At 68.7% G+C, this 18,484-nt stretch carries 8 protein-coding genes; 2 read left to right on the plus strand and 6 right to left on the minus strand.

The features are described from left to right. Window positions 1–31: 31 nt before the first annotated feature. The 6 genes from ACZYSP_RS01840 to ACZYSP_RS01865 all read right to left on the minus strand — a co-directional run bounded on the left by ACZYSP_RS01840 (window position 32) and on the right by ACZYSP_RS01865 (window position 16,152). A complete protein-coding gene (locus tag ACZYSP_RS01840) occupies window positions 32–1,243 on the minus strand; it encodes a polysaccharide biosynthesis/export family protein (protein WP_426393096.1) in 1,212 nt (403 codons plus the stop codon). A 67-nt stretch (window positions 1,244–1,310) separates the two neighbouring features. Beyond that, window positions 1,311–2,243 carry an alpha/beta hydrolase family protein gene (locus tag ACZYSP_RS01845; RefSeq protein WP_256330728.1) on the minus strand — a complete coding sequence of 311 codons (933 nt, stop codon included), beginning with the start codon at window positions 2,241–2,243 and terminating at the stop codon, window positions 1,311–1,313. 1 nt (window position 2,244) lies between these two features. Beyond that, a complete protein-coding gene (locus ACZYSP_RS01850) occupies window positions 2,245–3,066 on the minus strand; it encodes a serine aminopeptidase domain-containing protein (RefSeq protein WP_093058355.1) in 822 nt (273 codons plus the stop codon). Further along, the gene (locus tag ACZYSP_RS01855; RefSeq protein WP_256330727.1) at window positions 3,063–3,836 is read right to left on the minus strand and encodes a 4'-phosphopantetheinyl transferase family protein; all 774 of its coding nucleotides are present in this window, start codon (window positions 3,834–3,836) and stop codon (window positions 3,063–3,065) included. The genes ACZYSP_RS01850 and ACZYSP_RS01855 overlap by 4 nt, the downstream gene beginning before the upstream one ends. A gap of 5 nt (window positions 3,837–3,841) precedes the next feature. Then, complete coding sequence (locus ACZYSP_RS01860) at window positions 3,842–8,839, minus strand: amino acid adenylation domain-containing protein (protein ID WP_489012863.1); 4,998 nt, start codon at window positions 8,837–8,839, stop codon at window positions 3,842–3,844. Further along, a complete protein-coding gene (locus ACZYSP_RS01865; protein WP_489012864.1) occupies window positions 8,836–16,152 on the minus strand; it encodes a hybrid non-ribosomal peptide synthetase/type I polyketide synthase in 7,317 nt (2,438 codons plus the stop codon). The genes ACZYSP_RS01860 and ACZYSP_RS01865 overlap by 4 nt, the downstream gene beginning before the upstream one ends. Before the next feature lie 630 nt (window positions 16,153–16,782). Here ACZYSP_RS01865 and ACZYSP_RS01870 point away from each other — a divergent pair. Then, window positions 16,783–17,580, plus strand: a complete 798-nt coding sequence (locus tag ACZYSP_RS01870; protein ID WP_489012865.1) for a class I SAM-dependent methyltransferase — start codon at window positions 16,783–16,785, stop codon at window positions 17,578–17,580. Between the two features lie 96 nt (window positions 17,581–17,676). Continuing rightward, window positions 17,677–18,411 (plus strand): peptidoglycan DD-metalloendopeptidase family protein, encoded by a 735-nt coding sequence (locus ACZYSP_RS01875; RefSeq protein WP_489012866.1) that lies wholly within the window; start codon window positions 17,677–17,679, stop codon window positions 18,409–18,411. Window positions 18,412–18,484: the final 73 nt, after the last annotated feature.

The raw sequence follows: 18,484 nt of genomic DNA on the forward strand, positions 1-18,484 counted from the left end.
TCACCTTTTCCTGTTGCGGGGTGCTAGGCGCTTACCGGCGTGCGGTGTCGCGGGCAAGGTTGATGACCTGGGCGGCCGGCAGAATCAGGCCGAACACGCGGCTCAGGCTGACCAGCGGCACGCGGTCGACGTACACCACGTCGCGCGGCTGCAGCTCGAAGCGGTCGGCCAGCGCAAGCGCCACCGGGTTCTTCGCGTTGAGGTTGTAGACCTGCTGCACGTCGAGGTTGTCGGGCGAATTGCGCACCACGTAGATCTGGCCGGGGTCGGAAGTCGCGAGGTCAGGTCCGCCCGCGTCGCCCAGCGCCTCGTTCAGGCTCAGCCGGCCGTTGTTGCGCATCTGCAGCGCCGACGGGGCCTTGACTTCGCCCATCACGTAGACACGGCTGTCCTCGCGGGTGCCGACGTTCACCACGTCGCCGTTGCGTAGCGGGATGTTGTTGCCGTCGGCGCCCAGGGCCTGGAGCGCCGGCAGGTTGATCTCCGTCGAGACACCGCCGCGCGTCAGCGTGATGCGCGAACGATCACCGGCCTGCGTGAAGCTGCCGGCGCGGCTGATGGCCTCCGACAGCGTCATCGGCACGTCGGTGAAGATCTGCAGGCCGGGCGTGCGCACCTCGCCCTGCACGTAGGCACGTTGGCTGCGGAACGACTGGATGCGCACCGAAACCTGCGGGTCTTTCACGAAGGCCTTGATGCGCTTCGCGACCAGCTCCGACGCGCCGCTCTCCGTCAGGCCCTGCAGCTTGGCACGCCCGATGTAGGGGAAGAAGATCTCACCCTTGGCATCGACGATGAAGCCGGGCGCGACGGTCACGCCGGTCGGGTCGGACTGCTGCGCGATCACCGCGCCGGCGTTCGGCAGCAGCTCGGGGTGGTCGTACACGATGATGCCGACCACGTCTCCCGGCCCGATGGTGTAGGTCGGCGGCGCGGCGAACAGGCGCTTGATGCTGTCGGGCACGCTCTTGGGCTTCTGCGCGATCTGCGCGCGGATCAGGTCGGGCGTGATCGCAATGACCTTGCCGCTGCCGGCGGAGGCCGTGCTGTCACCGGTGGAGCTGTCTAGGCCCAGTGGCCCCACCGAGCCGAAGCCCGGCGCGCAGCCCGAAAGCACGACCAGCCCGAGCGAAAGCAGCATGGCCAGGCCAAGCCATCGCAAGCGGGACTCCACCTGTGCCTGGGCACGGACTGCGAGAGGGCGCGTTCCGCATGACTGCGTCGCTGGATCTTTGCGTTGCATGGTGATCTCCTTGACGGCCGGTTGAAGGTGGGTGCTCGGGGTGAATGAAAGGGTGAAAAGGCGCGCCTCAGGGCGCGGCCCAGGTGGTGGGCATGGCGTGTTCGGCGCCCGCGAGCGGGCGGCTCTGGCTGCGTCGTTCGGTGCTGGCGCCGAAGCAGCGGTCGGTGACCCAATCGCCAACACACTGGAGGAACAGACGCTGCCCCTTCTCCGTGCAGACGGTGTGATCGACCTCGCCCATGAACTCGTACTGCACTGCCTGCGTGTAGGGCAGGCGGGCGAAGGCGCCGAGCTGGTCGCGGCCGCGGTCGCATACATGCAGCGAGCCCGAATACAGAAGCTGCACCGCCACCTTGCGTTCGACCAGGCTCTGCAGCGCAGTGCCGAACCAGGCCGCATTGACTTCGGGCGCGCGCTTCTCCGCGAAGAAGCCAGGCAGCGCCGTTGTCGAGTGGCTGCGCGAAAAGTGGCGCTGCAGCCAGCGCCTGGCCTTGCCGGGAAACGACGGGTGCGCGGGCGCCGCCAGCGCGCGGCGCAGGTTGCGCTCCCAGCGGGCGCGCCGCTCGGGGAAGGCGAAGCCGTCGAACAGCGACACAGCCACCACGCGCGCATCGGCCAGGGCCGCCGACATGGCATGTTCCACGCCCGAGCACATGGCGACGATCACGAACTGCCGGGCCCCCAGCATGCGTTCGGCGATGTCCATGGCCGCCTGCAGGCTGTGCACGGCACGCGCCTGCAGGTCGGGCGAGGTGTCGAGCGCGTCGCTGTCGCCCACGCCGCCCAGATCGAAGCGCAGGCTGCTCACGCCGCGCGCGGCCAGCACGTGCGCCAGCTTCACGTTGATGCGGCGCGGGCCCACGCGGTGGTTGGCGCCCATGTTGAACATGAGGCAGGCAATGCCGCCCGGCGCCTGCTGCGCGGGTGCCGTGAGCATGCCCACCAGCGCCTCGCCGGGGCCGAAGCGCATCGGCGTCTGTGTTGCTCTTGCTGTCGTCATGTCATTCATGAAGAGCCCCCTGGAGGCGGTTGAGCGCATCGGCCGGGACCATCGCGCTGTTGGGATACGGATCGGAGGCCCAGTCGAGCTGGTGCTTGAAGTACGCGAGGCGAACCGGCATGTGGCGCGACTGCTGGTCGGCCGCCCATTGCGCGGTGCGCTCGTCGTCGGGCTCAGCCAGCACCAGCGTGTCGTGCAGGGCGGTGAGCGGCAGTGACTCGGGAACCAGCGCCGCAAGCTGAGCGCGCAGCGCGGGGGAGAGCGCGGTGCCCAGGGCTTCCTCGGGCAGCGCGTCGGGCTCCTGCACGAGGCCGCGGCGCCAGGCCAGGTCGGGAATGCAGAAGGTCGTGTCGATGGCGGCCACGTGCTGTTCGCGCAGCAGCCGCGCGTAGCGGCGTCCGTCGATCACCGGCTCCCACAGCACCAGCCGCACGGGGTCGCAGCGTCCGCCACGCGCGGCCAGCACGGCCAGCGTGGCGCCGAGCCGTGCGCCGATCCACACGATGGAGGCGCCCGGCGCGCGCCGCCGCAGTTCTTCGTGCGCCGAGCACAGGTCGCGGCGCCAGCCGTCGAGTTCGCCCTCGCTCTCGTCGCCGGGCGAGTCGCCCGATCCGTAGAAATCGAAGCGCAGCGTGGCGATGCCGGCGCGCGAGAGGCGTTCGGCCAGCACCTTGAAGAAGCGATGGGTGCGCAGGCCCTCCTGCCCGAAGGGCGGACACAGGAGCACCGCGGTATTCTCCGCCCGGTCTTCGTCGGCCGCATGGAACACGCCGAAGACCTGGCGCGAGGCCGGCCCGAACATGAGCGGCGTGAAGCGGGTCATTGCGTGGCCCCTGCGTAGCGCGCTGCAGTGCTCGTCTTGGGAGCGGTCGACCGGCTCATGTGTGTGCCGCCGTCATCCGACCCGAACGACTGGGCGCGGGCTTCGGTCTGGCGCCATTCGGCGAGCGAGCCCACGCAGTCGAGCCGCTCGGGCGCCGGCCCCACCACCAGCCACAGGATGCGGCCGGCCACCGAGAGCTCGACGCTGCGGCGCTCCGGCGCCAGGCCCACCTCGAAGGTCTGCGACGACACCAGCAGGCCCACGCCGATGGCCTTCAGGCAGGCTTCCTTGCGGCTCCAGCAGGTCAGGAAGGCACGGTCACGTTCATGCGCGGGCAGGGCGGCCAGCGCTTCCTGTTCGCGATGGGTGAAGTATTCCGCCGCGAGCACCGCCGCATCCGGCACCGGGCGCAGCAGTTCGACGTCGGCGCCCAGCGGGCCGCGCCCGCCGATGGCGATCAATGCCAGGCCCTGGCTGTGGCTCAGCGAGAACTGGGTGCGCGTGTGACCCGACAGCGAGGGCCTGCCGAAGGAGCCGGTGGACAGTTGCAGCGCGGCGTTGTGCAGGCCCGTGTACTCGCTGAGCGCCTGCCGCAGCGCGATGTGCGCAGCCACGAAGCGCTGGCGGTCGATGGGAGAGCGCAGGTTCTCGGCGCGCGCGCATTCTTCTTCGGAGAGCACCTGGGCGGGCAGCAGGTCGGTGAAGCTGTCCAGATCGACGTACCGGCAGACCGGCGCGTCGATGGAAAGTGCGTAGGCGGAGCTGTTCATGCTCTTCACCCCTTGCGCAACCAGTGGCCGAGGGCGCCGAACAGCCCGCCGCGCTGTGCTTGCGCGGCCGTGCCGGCAGCCAGTTCCGCGAGGTCCGACGGCACGCCCTGCGGCGCGGCGTGGGCCGAAGAGGCGATCTGCCCGAGGTTCTCGAACAGATAGCGGCGCGGCTCCACGCGGTGCCCCAGCATCTGCGCGGCCTGCTGCACCGCGCGCAGCACCAGCAGCGAGTCGCCGCCGAGGTCGAAGAAGTTGTCGCTGGCGCGGATGTCGCTGACGTCGATGCCGATCACGCCGGCCCAGATCTGGGCGAGCTGCGCCTGCTCGGGGTTGAGCAGGCTCTGTGGCGCCTTGTGCCCGTTGCCATTGATGGCATCGGCCGGTGCGCTCTTGTCGGCATCCGCGGCTGCCAGCTTGCGCAGGTAGGCCGCGCTGGTCGAGCCTTCGGTGCTGGCGATCTGCGCAAGCGTGGCGACGGGATCGTCGGCAACACGGCGCAGCACTTCGAGATAGCGCTCGCGCAGCTGGGCGCCGGTCTCGCGCAGGTACACGTCGGCGTTGTAGATCAGTGCGCCTTCAAGGCCGTGCGGCTTGTCCATCAGCCACACGCCGATGTCGTCGGTGGCGCCGTGCTGCATCACGTGCATCTGGCGGGTCTGCAGGCTGCCGACGCTGCGGGCGCGTTCGCGTGCGTCCTGGAACGAGAACATCGCCTGGTAGGGGCCGGAGGTCTTGATCTGCCCCGCATAGCCCGGCTCTGCCATCAGGCGCTCGAACGGCACCTGCTGGTTGTTCATCATCGACAGCAGCTCCTGCTTCACGTAGCGCATGAAGGCAGGCAGCGGCAGCGACTGGTCGACCGCGAGCGAGACCGGCAGCACGTTGTTGAAGAAGCCCATGACGTCTTCCGTCTCGGCCTGCTGGCGTCCGCGCACCGGGTTGGCGATGACGATGGTGTCGTTGCCTGTTACCTGCGCCATGGTCAGCGCGTAGATGCCGAAGGTCAGCATGCTGAGCGTCACGTCCATGTCGCGCGCGATCTCGCGCAGATGCTGCGTGCTCTGCAGGTCGACGTGGATCCAGTGCGCGCCGCCCTGGCCGCTCTTGCCCGCGCGGCGTGGCATGTCTGTCTTTGGCGGGCGCACGGCCTTTGCGCCTTCGAGCCGGCCGCGCCAGAACGCGAGCTGCTCTTCGCAGGCAGGCTCCGTCAGCCACTTTTCCAGCCACTCGGCATAGTCGCCGTGGGTGGTGGCCAGCGCCGGCAGGTTGTGCGGACGGCCGCGTTCGGCGGCGTCGTAGAGCGCGCCCAGCTCGCGCTGCATCAGGTCGAAAGACCAGCCGTCCCAGATCAGGTGATGCGGCACGAACAGGAAGACGTGCTCGTTGTCGTCGAGCTGGAACAGCGTCGTGTTCATCATCGGCGCGCGATGGATGTCGATCGGCCGGTCCGACAGCTCTTGCATGCGTTCGGCCAGCTCGGCTTCGCGCTGGTCAGCGGGCAGGCCGCGCAGGTCGACCAGCGGCAGGGCGAATTCCACAGACTCCGCGATCATTTGCATCGGCTTGCCGCTCTGCGCATCGATGCCGATGGAAGTGCGCAGCGAGGGCTGGCGGCGGATCATTTCGCGCAGCGCGCCTTCGAAGCGCGCCGCGTCGAGCTGCCCGGTCAGGCGCTGTGCCGAGGGCGCGTTGTAGACCGAGCGGCCCGGGTGCAGCTGCTCCATGAAGCGGATGCGTTCCTGCGCGAGCGTGAGCGGCGCGCTGCGGCGCTCGCTGCGGCAGGCGATCGGCGCCTCCAGGCCGACGCCTGCGCCCTGCAGGCCCTGGATGGCCGCGGCCAGCTTCTCGGCTGTAGGCGCCTCGAACAGGGTGCGCAGCGGCAGCGTGACCTGGAACTCGCGGCTCAGCAGCGTGGTGAGCCGCGCAGCCAGCAGCGAGTGGCCGCCCATGGTGAAGAAGTTGTCGTGCATGTCGAGGCCCGGCAGGCTCAGCACCTTTTCCATGACCGCGAGCACCTTGCGTTCATGCTCATTGCGCGGGGCGGCGCCGCGCCGTACCTCGTTGCGCGCAACCGCTTGCGGCGGCGGCAGCGAGACGCGGTCGATCTTTCCGTTCGGCAGGGTCGGCAGTGCGTCGAGCGTCACCACGTGCTGCGGCAGCATGAAAGCTGGCAGGTGCTTGCGCAGATGCACCATCAGCGCATCGAGGTCGAAGCCGGCGCCCTGGGCGAGCGCGAGGTAGGCCACCAGGCGCACGTCGCCGGGGTTGTCTTCGCGGGCCACGACCACGCTGCGCGAGACGCCGGCCACCTCGCAGCAGCGCACCTCGATCTCGCCGGGCTCGATGCGATAGCCGCGCACCTTCACCTGGAAGTCGAGCCGGCCGAGGTGGTCGAGCAGCCCGTCGTTGCGCCAGCGGCCGCGGTCGCCCGAGCGGTACACCTTCTTCGCGGTGCCGAAGATGCGCACCGTGACGAAGCGCTCGGCGGTCAGCTCGGGGCGGTCGAGGTAGCCCAGCGACACGCCTTCGCCCGCGATGCAGATTTCGCCCGGCACGCCGATGGGGCAGGGCTGCAGGTTGGCGTCGAGGATCCAGATCTCGGTGTTGTCGACGGGCTTGCCGATCGACACGCCGCGCGATGCGATCTCTTCGGGGCGAACGTGCCAGGCCGTGGAGTACACCGTTGTTTCGGTCGGGCCGTAGCCGTTCCACAGGCCTTCCATGCGCTCGCACAGCGCCAGCGCCATGCTCGGGCGCAGCGCTTCGCCGCCGGTCCATCCGCGAAAGCCGGGCGCGCCGCCAGCCCACTGCGCATCGAGCAGCAGCTGCCACATGCCGGGGGTGGCTTGCAGGAGCGTGATCTGTTCTTCGTCGAGCGCTTTTGAGAGGCGATTGCCGTCCATGGCGACTTCGCGCTTCACCATCACGAGTTCGGCGCCCGCCGCCAGCGGCAGCAGCAGGTCGGGCACGGCCATGTCGAACGACAGGGTCGTGACGGCGGCGATGCGGTCGGCCGGGCCGATGCCCGATTCGCGCTGCATCCACTGCAGCAGGTGCGCCACGCCCCGGTGATGGGCGATGACCCCCTTGGGCAAACCGGTCGAGCCGGAGGTGTAGATCACATAGGCGGCGTCTTCGGGCCCCGGGTCGTCGGTGCTCGGCGGCAGCGCATCGCCGGACAGCTTGAGCCAGGCGGTGTCGCGGTCGATCTCGAAGACCCGCAGGGCCGCGTCGGCACGCCAGCCGCGCGGCGCCGCCGCGATGTCCGACGTGGTCAGCATCTGGCTGAGGCTGGCGTCAGTCGCGTAGTGGTCCAGCCGCGCCTGCGGAAACGCGGTGTCGAGCGGCACATAGGACGCACCCGCCTTGAGAATGCCGAGCATCGCGACGACCATCTCCAGGCTGCGCTCCAGGCACAGCCCCACGCGCTGGCCGCGGCCCACGCCGCGCATGCGCAGTGCACGCGCCAGGCGGTTGGACTGCGCGTCGAGCTCGCCGTAGCTGCAGCTTCGCGCGCCGTCGCGCACCGCCGGGTGATTGGGTTGCCGCGGCACGCGTGCAAGAAAGCCGGCGTGCGCCAGCGGTTCGCCGACCAGCGGAACGCGCGCGGGCTGCAGCGCCAGCAGCGAACGCGCGGCGGTGCTGGACAGCACTTCGAGCCGGCCGACCGTTTCGTCGGGCTTGTGCGAGGCCGACTGCAGCACGCACTCGAACATGCCGAGCCAGCGCTGCACGCTGACCTCGTCGAACAGGTCGGTGTTGTACTGAACCTCCACTTGCAGGCCGCCATCGAGCGGGCGCAGGTTGACGAACAGTTCGAAGTTCTCGTACTGGCGGGCGATCGTGTCCTGCACGACGTCGAGGGTCGTGAATGCCTGTGCGCTGCTCGCCACGTCGGGGTCTACGTTGAAGGCCACGCTCACCAGCGGCAGCCGGCTCGGGTCGCGCTCCAGCGACAGCTGGCCCAGCAGCGCGCCGTAAGTCAGCGCCTGGTGGTCGAAGGCGTCGAGCACGGCGGTGCTGCATTCGTCCATCAGCGCGTCGAAGCGCATGCCCGAATGAGTGGCGATACGCAGTGGCAGCAGGTTCACGCAGTGGCCGACCAGGCCGGGCATGTCGTGCGCGAGCTGGCCCGACGCCGGAATGCCGACGACGATGTCTTCATGACTCGTGAGGCGGTGCAGCGTGGCAACGAAGCCGCTGAGCAGGCCCGTGAAAAGGCTGACGCCGGCCCTGGTGCTCGCCGTGCGCACGGCACTGACCAGGCGCTTGTCGAGCAGGCGCTCGGCGCGGCGCGAATTGAAGGTGCGAACAGCCGGACGCGGGCGGTCCAGCGGCAGGTCGAGCACCGGCAGCGTGCTGCCGGAGAAGCGGCCCAGCCAGTAGTCGATGTGCGGCTGCATGTCGGCACTCGCGGCAGCGGCAGCTTCCTCGGCGGCAAAGTCGGCGAAGAGCGGCGCGGGCTTGAGCTTCAGGCCAATGCCGGTTTCCTCGGCATAGAGGTGGCCCAGCTGCTCGGTGATGACAGCCCACGACCAGCCGTCGCACACCACGTGGTGCGCCGACATCACGAGTTCGTGCTCGGCGTCGTCCAGGCGGTACAACGCGGCCCGGAACAGCGGGCCATGCTCCAGCGAGAAGGGCGTGCACACCGCATCGTCGTGGGCGTCGCGCAGTGCTTGCGCGCGGGCTTCCGGCTCGAGACCGCCCAGGTCCTGCTCCAGCAGCAGGTTCTCGCCCGGAGGGCTGACCAGCATGTAGGTGCCGTCGGGCGAGATGGTGGCGCGCAGCGCCTGGTGGCGCTCGAGCAGCCGGGCCATGGCACGCGCCAGGGCCGGGCAGTCCAGCGCGCCGCGCAGGCGCAGCACGACCGACTCGTTGTAGGCCATCGAGGCTTCTGTGCTCAAGGCTGCGCCGAGCCAGACTTCGCGCTGCGATTCCGTCGTCGGAATGATGCATTCGATGACACCACCGCTGGCGGTGGGCTTGAGGACGGCGTTCATGCTGCGGCCTTTCCATTGATGAGGTGTTGATGGGAGGCGGCGTCCTCGGGCACGTACCAGAAGGGCTGGCCGTCGATGTCGCGGGCCAGGACGCAGCCGTCCTCGACGGGCTTGCGCACGTCGAAGCGGGTGGGGGCGGGAGCGCGGCGCGGCAGGAAGCCGGACTCCTGCATCTCGGCGACCGAGTCCTTGAAGGCGCGCTGGATGAAGGCGATGTCCTCGGCGCTGTGCGCGCTCGTGAGGAAGCACGGGAAGTTGTCCAGGATGTGCACGCCGCGGCTGCGCATCATTGCGAACAGCAGGTCCTGCAGCGGGTGGTCTTCGAGCCAGCTCACGCGCCACAGCGAAGCGAAATGGCGGATCTCGATGGGTGCGCCGACTTCCTTGCACCAGCCCGAAAGCTCGGCTGCCATGGCGGCGGTGTTGCCCGTGAGCCCGGCCTGCAGCGCGGGCCCTGCCTCTTTCAGATGCGTGAGCGAGGCCTTGGCTGCGGCCAGCGCCAGCGGATGACGCACGAAGGTGCCCGCGAAGTAGGTCACGCCCACGCCCGGGATCGAGTCGTCGCCGTACTGCCAGGGGCCGCCGTCGAGCGCGTCCATGAATTCGCGCTTGCCCGCGATCACGCCGACCGGAAAGCCGCCGCCGATCACCTTGCCGTAGGTGGCGAGGTCGGCGCGCACGCCGAACAGCTCCTGCGCGCCGCCCAGTGCCGTACGAAAGCCGGTGATGACCTCGTCGAAGATCAGGCAGCAGCCGCTCTTGGCGGTGATGTCGCGCACCTCGTGCAAGAACTCGCGCGGCTGAAAGTCGGGGCGGCGGCTTTGCACCGGCTCGGCCAGCACGGCGGCCAGGTCGTCTGCGTTCTCGCGGATGAAGTCCAGTGCCTCGGGCGTGCCGTAGTCGAGCACGCGGATGTCGCCGAACATGCCGCTCATCACGCCCGGCGCAGCCGACAGGCCCTTGCCGCCCTTGCCGGCGCGCACCAGCACTTCGTCGAAGGTGCCGTGGTAGGAGCCGGTGAACACCACCACCGTGCTGCGGCCGGTGACGGTGCGCGCGATACGCAGCGCGGCCATCACTGCTTCGGAGCCGGTGTTGCACAGGCCCGCGCGGTCGCTGCCGGTGAGCTCGCAGATCAGCGCCGTGACTTCGGCTGCCAGCGGGTGCTGCGGGCCGATCTCGTAGCCGTCGTCGAGCTGCTTGCGCACGGCGTCCTGCACGAAGTCGGGCTGCCAGCCGAACATGTTCATGCCGAAGCCGTTGAGCGCATCGACGTACTCGTTGCCGTCGAGGTCCCACATCTTCGAACCCTTGGAGCGCTCGATGACGATCTGGTAGGTGATCTCTTTGGTGACCGGACGGAAGCCGTTGACCACGCGCGGGTCGGCCATGTGGGCGCGGTTGGCCTCGGTGAACTGCTTGCTCTTCTGCGTGCGTTCCACATAGCGCCGGATGAAGGCGGCGAGCCGGGCCTTCTGCCGGCCGCTTGGCTCGGCGTTGCGCTGCGTATGGATGCGGGCGATGGCGCCGAAGGCCTTGTTCACGTCGTAGCGCACGGGTTGCGCGGGGTCTTCAGCGGGGGCCGCGGCGGCAGGTGTGGCAGGCGCGGGGGCGGCCTGGGCTGGCATGGCCTGCAGCGTGACGATTGGTGCGGACGGAACGGCGCCCGACAGCAGTGCGAGCTGCTGGCGCATCAATTCCATTTGCTGCGAAATCAGCTGCGACAACTGGGCGTCGCCCACATTGCTGCCCTGCATCGGCATGTAGACCGGCATCTGTTGGCGCAGCGCGGCCTGCGGTACAGAGACTGCGTTTTCGACTGGCGCGGCCACAACGGCAGGTGCAGGTACCGATGCAGGCGCTGCCTCGGGCGGCAGGCTTTCGCGCAGGAAGGTCGAGAGCGCGTCGAAGCTGCGGTAGCTTTCCATCAGCTGGCGGAAGCTGAGGTTGACCTTGAAGTGCTTCTTGATCTGCGTGGCGGCCTGGGTCAGCGTGAGCGAGTCCAGGCCCAGTTCGCCGAAGGGCGCGTGCCCCTCCGCCTGCGCCATGTCTAGGCCGGAGATGTCCTCGAACAGGCTGCGCAGGCGCGCATCCACGTTCGAAGCGGGAGGATGAAGAGGCGAGGGCGTTGCTGCTGTCACGATCGACTCCAGAGCGGTAGGTGAAACAAGAGGGACGAAGGAAGGAGCCGGGGCGGCGGCGGGCGCGGCCACGGTGGCGATGGGCGGGACGGCGGCGATGTCGACCCAGAAGCGCTTGCGCTCGAACGGCGTGGTGGGCAGGCGCACGCGTTGCGCGCCGATGCGTGAGACGAGGCGCGACAGCTCGACATCGGCGCCGCAGGTCCAGAGGCGGCCCAGCGCCAGGTGCAGGGTGCGGGCCTCGTCGGCCGGCTCGCCCTGCAGCAGCGACACGACGCCGTTCGCGCCGTGCTGGCGCACCAGCGTGGCGAGCACGTTTCGCGGGCCTGATTCGACGAACAGCGGGTTGGTCACCTGCTCCATCGCGCAGCGCACGGCCGGCGAGAAGCGCACGGTGCCGCGCAGATGCCGGGCCCAGTAGGCGGGGCTGGTGGCTTCGGCGTCTTCGAGCGGCTGGCCGGTCAGCGTCGAGTAGATCGGCGTCTGCGGTGCGCGCAGCGTCACCTTGCCGACCAGCGCCTCGAAGGGCGCGACGGCCGCGTCCATCATGGCGGAATGGAACGCGTGCGAGGTCTGCAGCGGGCGGCTCGGAATGCCGTCTGCTTCCAGCGCCGCCTGCAGGGCCGCAATGGCGTCGAAGGGGCCGGCGGCGACGCAGGCCGTGGGGCCGTTCTCGGCGGCGAGCGAAATCTGCGGGCCGAGCCTGTCGAGCAACTCGGCCGCACCCATGCGCACCGACAGCATCGCGCCGGCCGGCTGGGCCTGCATGAGAGCGCCACGGCGGGCGACGAGCTTGGCGGCGTCTTCGAGTCGCATCACGCCTGCGAGCACGGCCGCGACGAATTCGCCGACGCTGTGGCCGATCAGTGCATGCGGCCGTGCGCCGAGCGCCAGCAGCCGCCGCGCGAGGGCGTATTCGAGCGTGAAGATCGCGGGCTGCGTGGCGGCCGTGGGCGCCAGCGATTGCGGGTCGTCCGAGAACATGCGCTCGCGCAGGTCGAAATCGGTCGAGCCTTCGAAGGCGGCCATGCAGTCGTCGAACGCTGCCGCGAACACCGGGTCGTTCGCACGGAGGTTCTTGCCCATGCCGGCGTACTGCGCGCCTTGCCCGGGGAACATCAGCACGAGCTGCGGTGCGCGCGAGGCGATGCGCCCGCTGACGCGGCGGGGCGAGTCGGCATTGCGCAGGGCGGCGATGGCCTCGGCGGTGTTGCCGGCCACGACAGCGCGGCGGAAGGCGTGGGCCTTGCGGCCGACCGCGAGGGTGTGGGCCACGTCGGCCAGCGGCAGTTCGGCGTGGGCTTCGAGATGCGCCGCGAGCTGCTCGGTGGCCAGCGCGAGCGCGGCCTCGGAGCGTGCCGACAGCGACAGCAGCTGGTCGCCCACCACCAGTGGCGAGGCCGGCCGCGGCGGCGCCTCTTCGACGATGACGTGCGCATTGGTGCCGCCGACGCCGAAGGAGCTGACGCCCGCGCGGCGCGGCAGGTCGGCGCGGGGCCAAGGCTGCAGGCTGGCGGTAACGTGGAAGGGCGTGCGCGCGAAGTCGATCGACGGGTTCGGCGCGCTGAAATGCGCGGTCGGCGGAATCTGTTCGTGGTGCAGTGCCAGCGCTGTCTTGATGAGACCGGCCGCGCCCGCCGCCGTGACCATGTGGCCCACGTTGCTCTTGAGCGAGCCGAGCGTGCAGTAGCCGAGCGCATCGGTGTGCTCGGCGTAGGCCACGGCCAGCGCCTCGACTTCGATCGGGTCGCCCATCGGCGTGGCGGTGCCGTGCGCCTCGACGTACGAGATGCTGCCCGCATCGACATCGGCCGCAGCCAGCGCGGCGCGGATCACCGCGGCCTGGCCGTCGACGCTGGGCGCCGTGAAGCTGGCCTTGGAGCCGCCGTCGTTGTTCACGCAGGCGCTGCGCAGCACGGCGTAGATGGTGTCGCCGTCGGCCTGTGCATCGGCCAGCCGCTTGAGCAGCACCACGGCCGCGCCGTCGCTGAAGACGGTGCCCTGGGCCTTTGCATCGAAGCTGCGCGTACGGCCGTCGGGCGAGAGCATCGAGCCCTCGTTGTAGAGATAGCCGCTGCGCGGCGGGCAGGTGACCGAGGCGCCGCCCGCGAGCGCCATGTAGCACTGGCCCGTACGCAGCGCATGGAAGGCCTGGACCACGGCCACCAGCGAGGTCGAGCAGGCGGTGTGCACGCTGACGGCCGGGCCGGTGAGGTTGAGCCGGTTCGCCACCCGCGTGGTGATGTAGTCCTTCTCGTTGGCCAGCATCACCTGGAACTCGCCGACCGGCTCCACCAGGTCGGGCCGGGTGCTCACGTGGCGCTGGAAGTAGGTGGCGTTGTACATGCCGGCGTACACGCCGACCGGGCCCGGCGCTTCGTCGGGCACGTAGCCGGCGCGTTCCAGGCATTCCCAGCAGATTTCGAGGAACACGCGCTGCTGCGGGTCCATGAGCTGCGCTTCTTTCGGGCCGATGCCGAAGAAGGCGGCGTCGAAGTCTTCGATGCCATCGATCACGCCGCGTGCGCGCACGTAGGCCGGGTCGCTGCGCAGGGCTTGGCTGACCCCGGCGTCGAGCGTGGCGTCGTCGAAGAAGCTGATGGTGTCGCGGCCTGCGACGAGGTTGTCCCAGAACTGCTCCACGTCGGCTGCGCCGGGGAAGCGGCCTGCGGTGCCGACCAGGGCAACGGCGTCATCGATGCCGCTGCCTGGCCGTGCCGAAAAGGTGGCCGCTGCGGTCGGTCGATCCTTGGAACCGGCCGCAGCGGCCATGGCGGGCTGATCGCCCGCCGGCTGCATCCGCTCGCCCATTGCTTTTGGCGTGGGATTGCGGAAGAAAAGATTGGTCGACAGCGGCAGTTCGGTGCCGCGCTGCAGGTCGGCGAGCACCTGCAGCACCAGCAGCGAATCGCCGCCGAGGTCGAAGAAGTTGTCGTTGCGCCCGACCTTCGAAATGCGCAGCGCGCGGGCGAAGGCGTCGCACACCTGCTGTTCGACGACGTCGTGTGCTTCTTCGAAGGGCTGAGCGAGTTCGGGACGCTCGCCGGCTGGCTCGGGCAGCGCCTTGCGGTCGAGCTTGCCGTTGGGCGTGACGGGGAGTTGTGCGAGCCACACCTGCGCGGTAGGAATCAGCGCAGCGGGCAGGCGGGCGCCGAGGTGGGCGCGCAGGGCATCCCACGAGATCTTTTCCGAGCGTGCGACCAGATAGGCCACCAGGCGCAGCTGCCCGCTTTCGTCGGGCCGCGCGACCACTGCGCAGGACTGCACGGCGGGGTGCGCGAGGATGGCCGCCTCGACCTCGCCGGTCTCGATGCGGTGGCCGTGGATCTTCACCTGCCCGTCGCGGCGGCCGATGAATTCGACGGTGCCGTCGGGCAGCCAGCGTGCGAGGTCGCCGGTGCGGTAGAGCCGGTCATCGGGGCCGCCGAAGGGATCGGGCACGAAGCGCTCGGCGCTGAGCGCGGGCTGCCGCAGATAGCCGCGGGCCAGCCCGTGGCCGCCGATGCAGAGCTCGCCCACGAAGCCGGTCGGCAGCAGTGCCATCGAGGGGCTCAGCACGCGCAGCACGGTGTCCTTGATGGGGCGCCCGAGGGGGACGGAACGCAGGTCTTCGGGCAACGGTGACTCGATGCGATGCGTGGCCGCGAAGGTCGTGCACTCGGTCGGGCCGTAGCCGTTGCTCAGCGTGAGGCCAGGCAGGGCGGCCAGCGCACGCCGCACATGCGGCACCGACAGCGCTTCGCCGCCGGTGAAGAGATGCCGCAGGCCCGAGAGGTGGGCGGGGTCGTCGTCGACCACGGCGTTGAAGAGCGCGGCGGTGAGCCATGCCGTGTGCACGTGGTGGCGCGCGATGGTGTGCGCCAGGCCGGTGCCGGTCGGCACGCGCTCTTCATGGATGACGCAGCAGCCGCCGTTGAGCAGCGGGCCCCAGATTTCGAGCGTGGCCGCGTCGAAGCCGAGCGGCGCCGCATGCAGCATGGCGAGGCCGGGAGCGAGCTCGACGTAGTCCACACCCACCACGAGCCGCAGGATCGAGCGATGGCAGATCTCTATGCCCTTTGGCGTGCCCGTCGAGCCCGAGGTGTACATGACATAGGCCACCGATTCGGCATCGAGAGCCGGAAGATTCCATGCAGTGCGATTTGTGTTGTCTTCGTATTCGTCGAGCAACAAAACGCCGTGATGGGGGGGGATGAGGTACTGGTGCTCCTGCGTCGTGAGCACGTGGTGCGCGCCGGCCTCGCCGAGCATGTAGGCGACGCGCTCGGGCGGGAAATCCGTAGGCACCGGCACATAGGCGCCGCCGGCCTTGAGGATGCCGAGTTGGGCGACGATGGCCGCCATCGAGCGGTCGAGCAGCAGGCCGACGCCGTCGCCGCTGCGAACGCCCAGGCCCTGAAGGCGCTTCGCGAGTTCGTCGGAGCGCTGGTCGAGTTCGCTGTAGCTCATCTGCGCGTCGCCTTGCGCGAGGGCGATGGCGTCGGGGGTGGCCATCGCCTGGCGGGCGAACATGGCGGGCACCGTGAGGGCAGGGTTCACCGGGGCGAGGGCGGTGTTCCATTCGGCGAGCTGAGCGGCCTGGTCGGCGCGCGGCAGCGTGTGGATGTCGTTCAGGGCCGCATCGGGGTGCTGCAGCAGGTCTTCGGCGGTGTCGACGAGGGCGGCGAGCAGCTGTTCGATCGCGGCGGCATCCATCAGGCTTGCGGCTGCATCTATATAGAGGGACGCCGAAGCAGCGTCGAAGCGCAGCCGCAGCGGAGCATCGGCGGCAACTTCTTCGCGCAGCCAGAGGGAGGTGGGCTGTGCCGTTGCTTGCGATGCCGAACGGCGACCGAGGTCCAGCTCGGCCAGCCAGGCGCCAGCGGCCTTGGTGGCGTCGAAGGCGACGGTGGTCGAGCAGCGCATCGGCGCTGCGCCTGCCTCATGCAGCACGGGCCAGAGGCCTCCGAGCCAGCGCGACTGCAGCAGCAGCCACGCGCCCGCGAAGAGGGTGTCCGGCAGCTGGCCGGTGGTGGTGAACCACCGGGTCCAACGCTGGGCGAAGCGGAGTTCGAGTGCCACCGCAGCGCTGCGACGGCCGGCCGATCCCTCCGAATTGGATCGCGGCACGAACAGGTCTTCCAGAGCGAGGTCCGGAGCACCGAGTGCTTGCGAAACAGTTTGAATTTCCATGTAAATATCCCAAAAGAAATACAATGGAAGCAATTGGGTGAATGGAAATTCCATTCACCCAATTAAGGAGGAGGAAGCTGACTTGCGTTCTTTTCGTGTCTTCATCCTAGGAGGTTTCCCTTGGCCAATGTGTGCACTTTAGGCCTCGGTTACAACTGGATAAGGTTATTTCGAAAACGTACTACCCGAATCGTCCCGTTCGAGGTAACTGATGCGTGATTTGGAGGAAAAAGCCCGCCGCGCGGGCCTTCCAAGCGCCCGAAAGGGCCTGCTGAAGCGGGGTACTCCTGGGGAGAAACAGGCGGCGCACAGGGGGAAATTCGCTGTCGACCGCTTTCTGGGCACGACCACCTCGGATCGCGCGCTACGCCGGGGAGTCATGCGGAAAACGCACTGGCATCACTGTCGAAAAGTGAAACATCCTTCCGGGCGCGACTGTTATGAATTGGATTAGTCTGTAACCGTATAAAAAATAACTGTACAAAACCTGAAAATCGCAAAGACTGAAAGAGTTATCGGCTTCAAATCTTCCGAGGGTAAAAAATGCTCCGCGACATCCTATTACCCGATGTAGTTCTCACGCGCTGTGATTACTATTTGGAATCGATTCTTCCGAACAATTCAGATGCATTGACAGCCAACGCTACATACTTCGGCAATGCGACGTGGGCCAAGGAATATCTGGACTACTGCCACCGCGATGCGCATTTCCGCAGCCGCTGGCTCGCCGCCGGGGGCGACTGGACGGACAAGGTCGTTATCGACCTGGGCTGCGGGCCGGGTAACCTCTTCGCCACGCTGGGCGGCAGGCCCAGATTGCTGATCGGCGTCGACGTGGCCGGAGGCTCGCTGGAGCTGGCGGCTGGCCTGGGCTACACGGCAGTGCTGGCGGATGCGGCGCACACGCCGTTCCGCTCGCATGTGGCGGACATCGTGGCAATCAATGCATCGCTGCACCACTGCGACGACATGAAAGCGGTGCTGCAGGAAGGCGCTCGCCTCGTTAAGCCCAATGGCTTACTTATTACCGACCACGATCCGCAACTCACAGCTTGGGACTACAAGGGCCTGGCCAGGCTGATGTGGGATGCGCGGCTGTGGGTCTACCGCGCGACGGGGCACGGTTTTCACAAGACGGACAGTCAGCAGTTGTGGGGGCTGAGAACCGAAGTGCATCACCGGCCCGGCGACGGCGTGACGAAGGAGCTCTTCGAATCCACGCTGGAGCCGCTGGGCTTCGAGGTTCGCGTGCACCCGCACAACCACCAGATAGGAGCGCAGGCGCTGGCCGGCGACGTTGGGCCGGCGCAATGGAAATACCGCATGGGCAATGTGCTCTCGGGCCGCGACCCGAAGGCACCCGCGAGCGCGCTGTCGCTGATGTGCGTTGCAAGGCGCATGACCGCAGAAAAACTGCAGGCCAACTGAACGCCAGGCGACTGCTGGTAGCCTTCCCGGATTCTTCGAGCGCGGCCCCGGGCATCCGGGAGCGCGAGATTCAGTTATCCAGGAAGGAATCCGGTAGTGGTTGTGACAGGAAGGAACTGGCGCGCGGGCATTGCGCTGACCGCGGCATTGATGGTGGCAGCGTGCTCCACCTCCCCCAAGGCGCCAGTGGCAGGGCCGGGAGAGTACGTCGTCCAGCCGGGCGACACGCTCTATCGCATCGCGTCGAAGACCGGGCGTTCGCCGGGCGACATTGCCCGCTGGAGCAATCTGCAGGACCCCGACAAGCTCGAAGCAGGGCAGGTGCTGCGCGTGGTGCCGCCCGGTGGCGGCGCATCGTCCGAGCCGCCTCCTCCCAGGAGCTCAGGTACCGAGCGTCCGGAACGCCCCGAGCGTTCGAGGCCGCCCCGGGCCGCGGCGCCCGAGCCCGTCGCACCGCCGGCCTCGCGGCGCAGCGACTGGGCCTGGCCCGCGCAGGGCCAGGTCATCGCGGGCTTCAACGGCACCAGCAACAAGGGCGTCGACATCGGCGGCAGCGTCGGTGAGCCGGTGATGTCCATCGGCGCCGGCAAGGTGGCCGTGACGGAAACGCTGCGCGGCTACGGCAGCGTGCTGATGGTCGACCACGGCGGCTCTTATATGTCGGTCTACACCAATGTGCGTACGGTGCTCGTGAAACAGGGCCAGCAGGTGAAGCAGGGCCAGAAGATCGCCGAGATCGGCGGCGCGGACGGTGGGCGCGCCAGCCTCCACTTCGAGATCCGCTACCGCGGCAATGCGGTCGACCCGCGCCAGTACCTGCCTGCGAGGTGACCGGACGGGGCGGCCTCTGGCGAAAGGCATCCCCCAAATTGGCGATATCGCGGTCCCCGTGAAATGCGCAGAC

This window comes from Variovorax sp. F042, assembly GCF_057814215.1.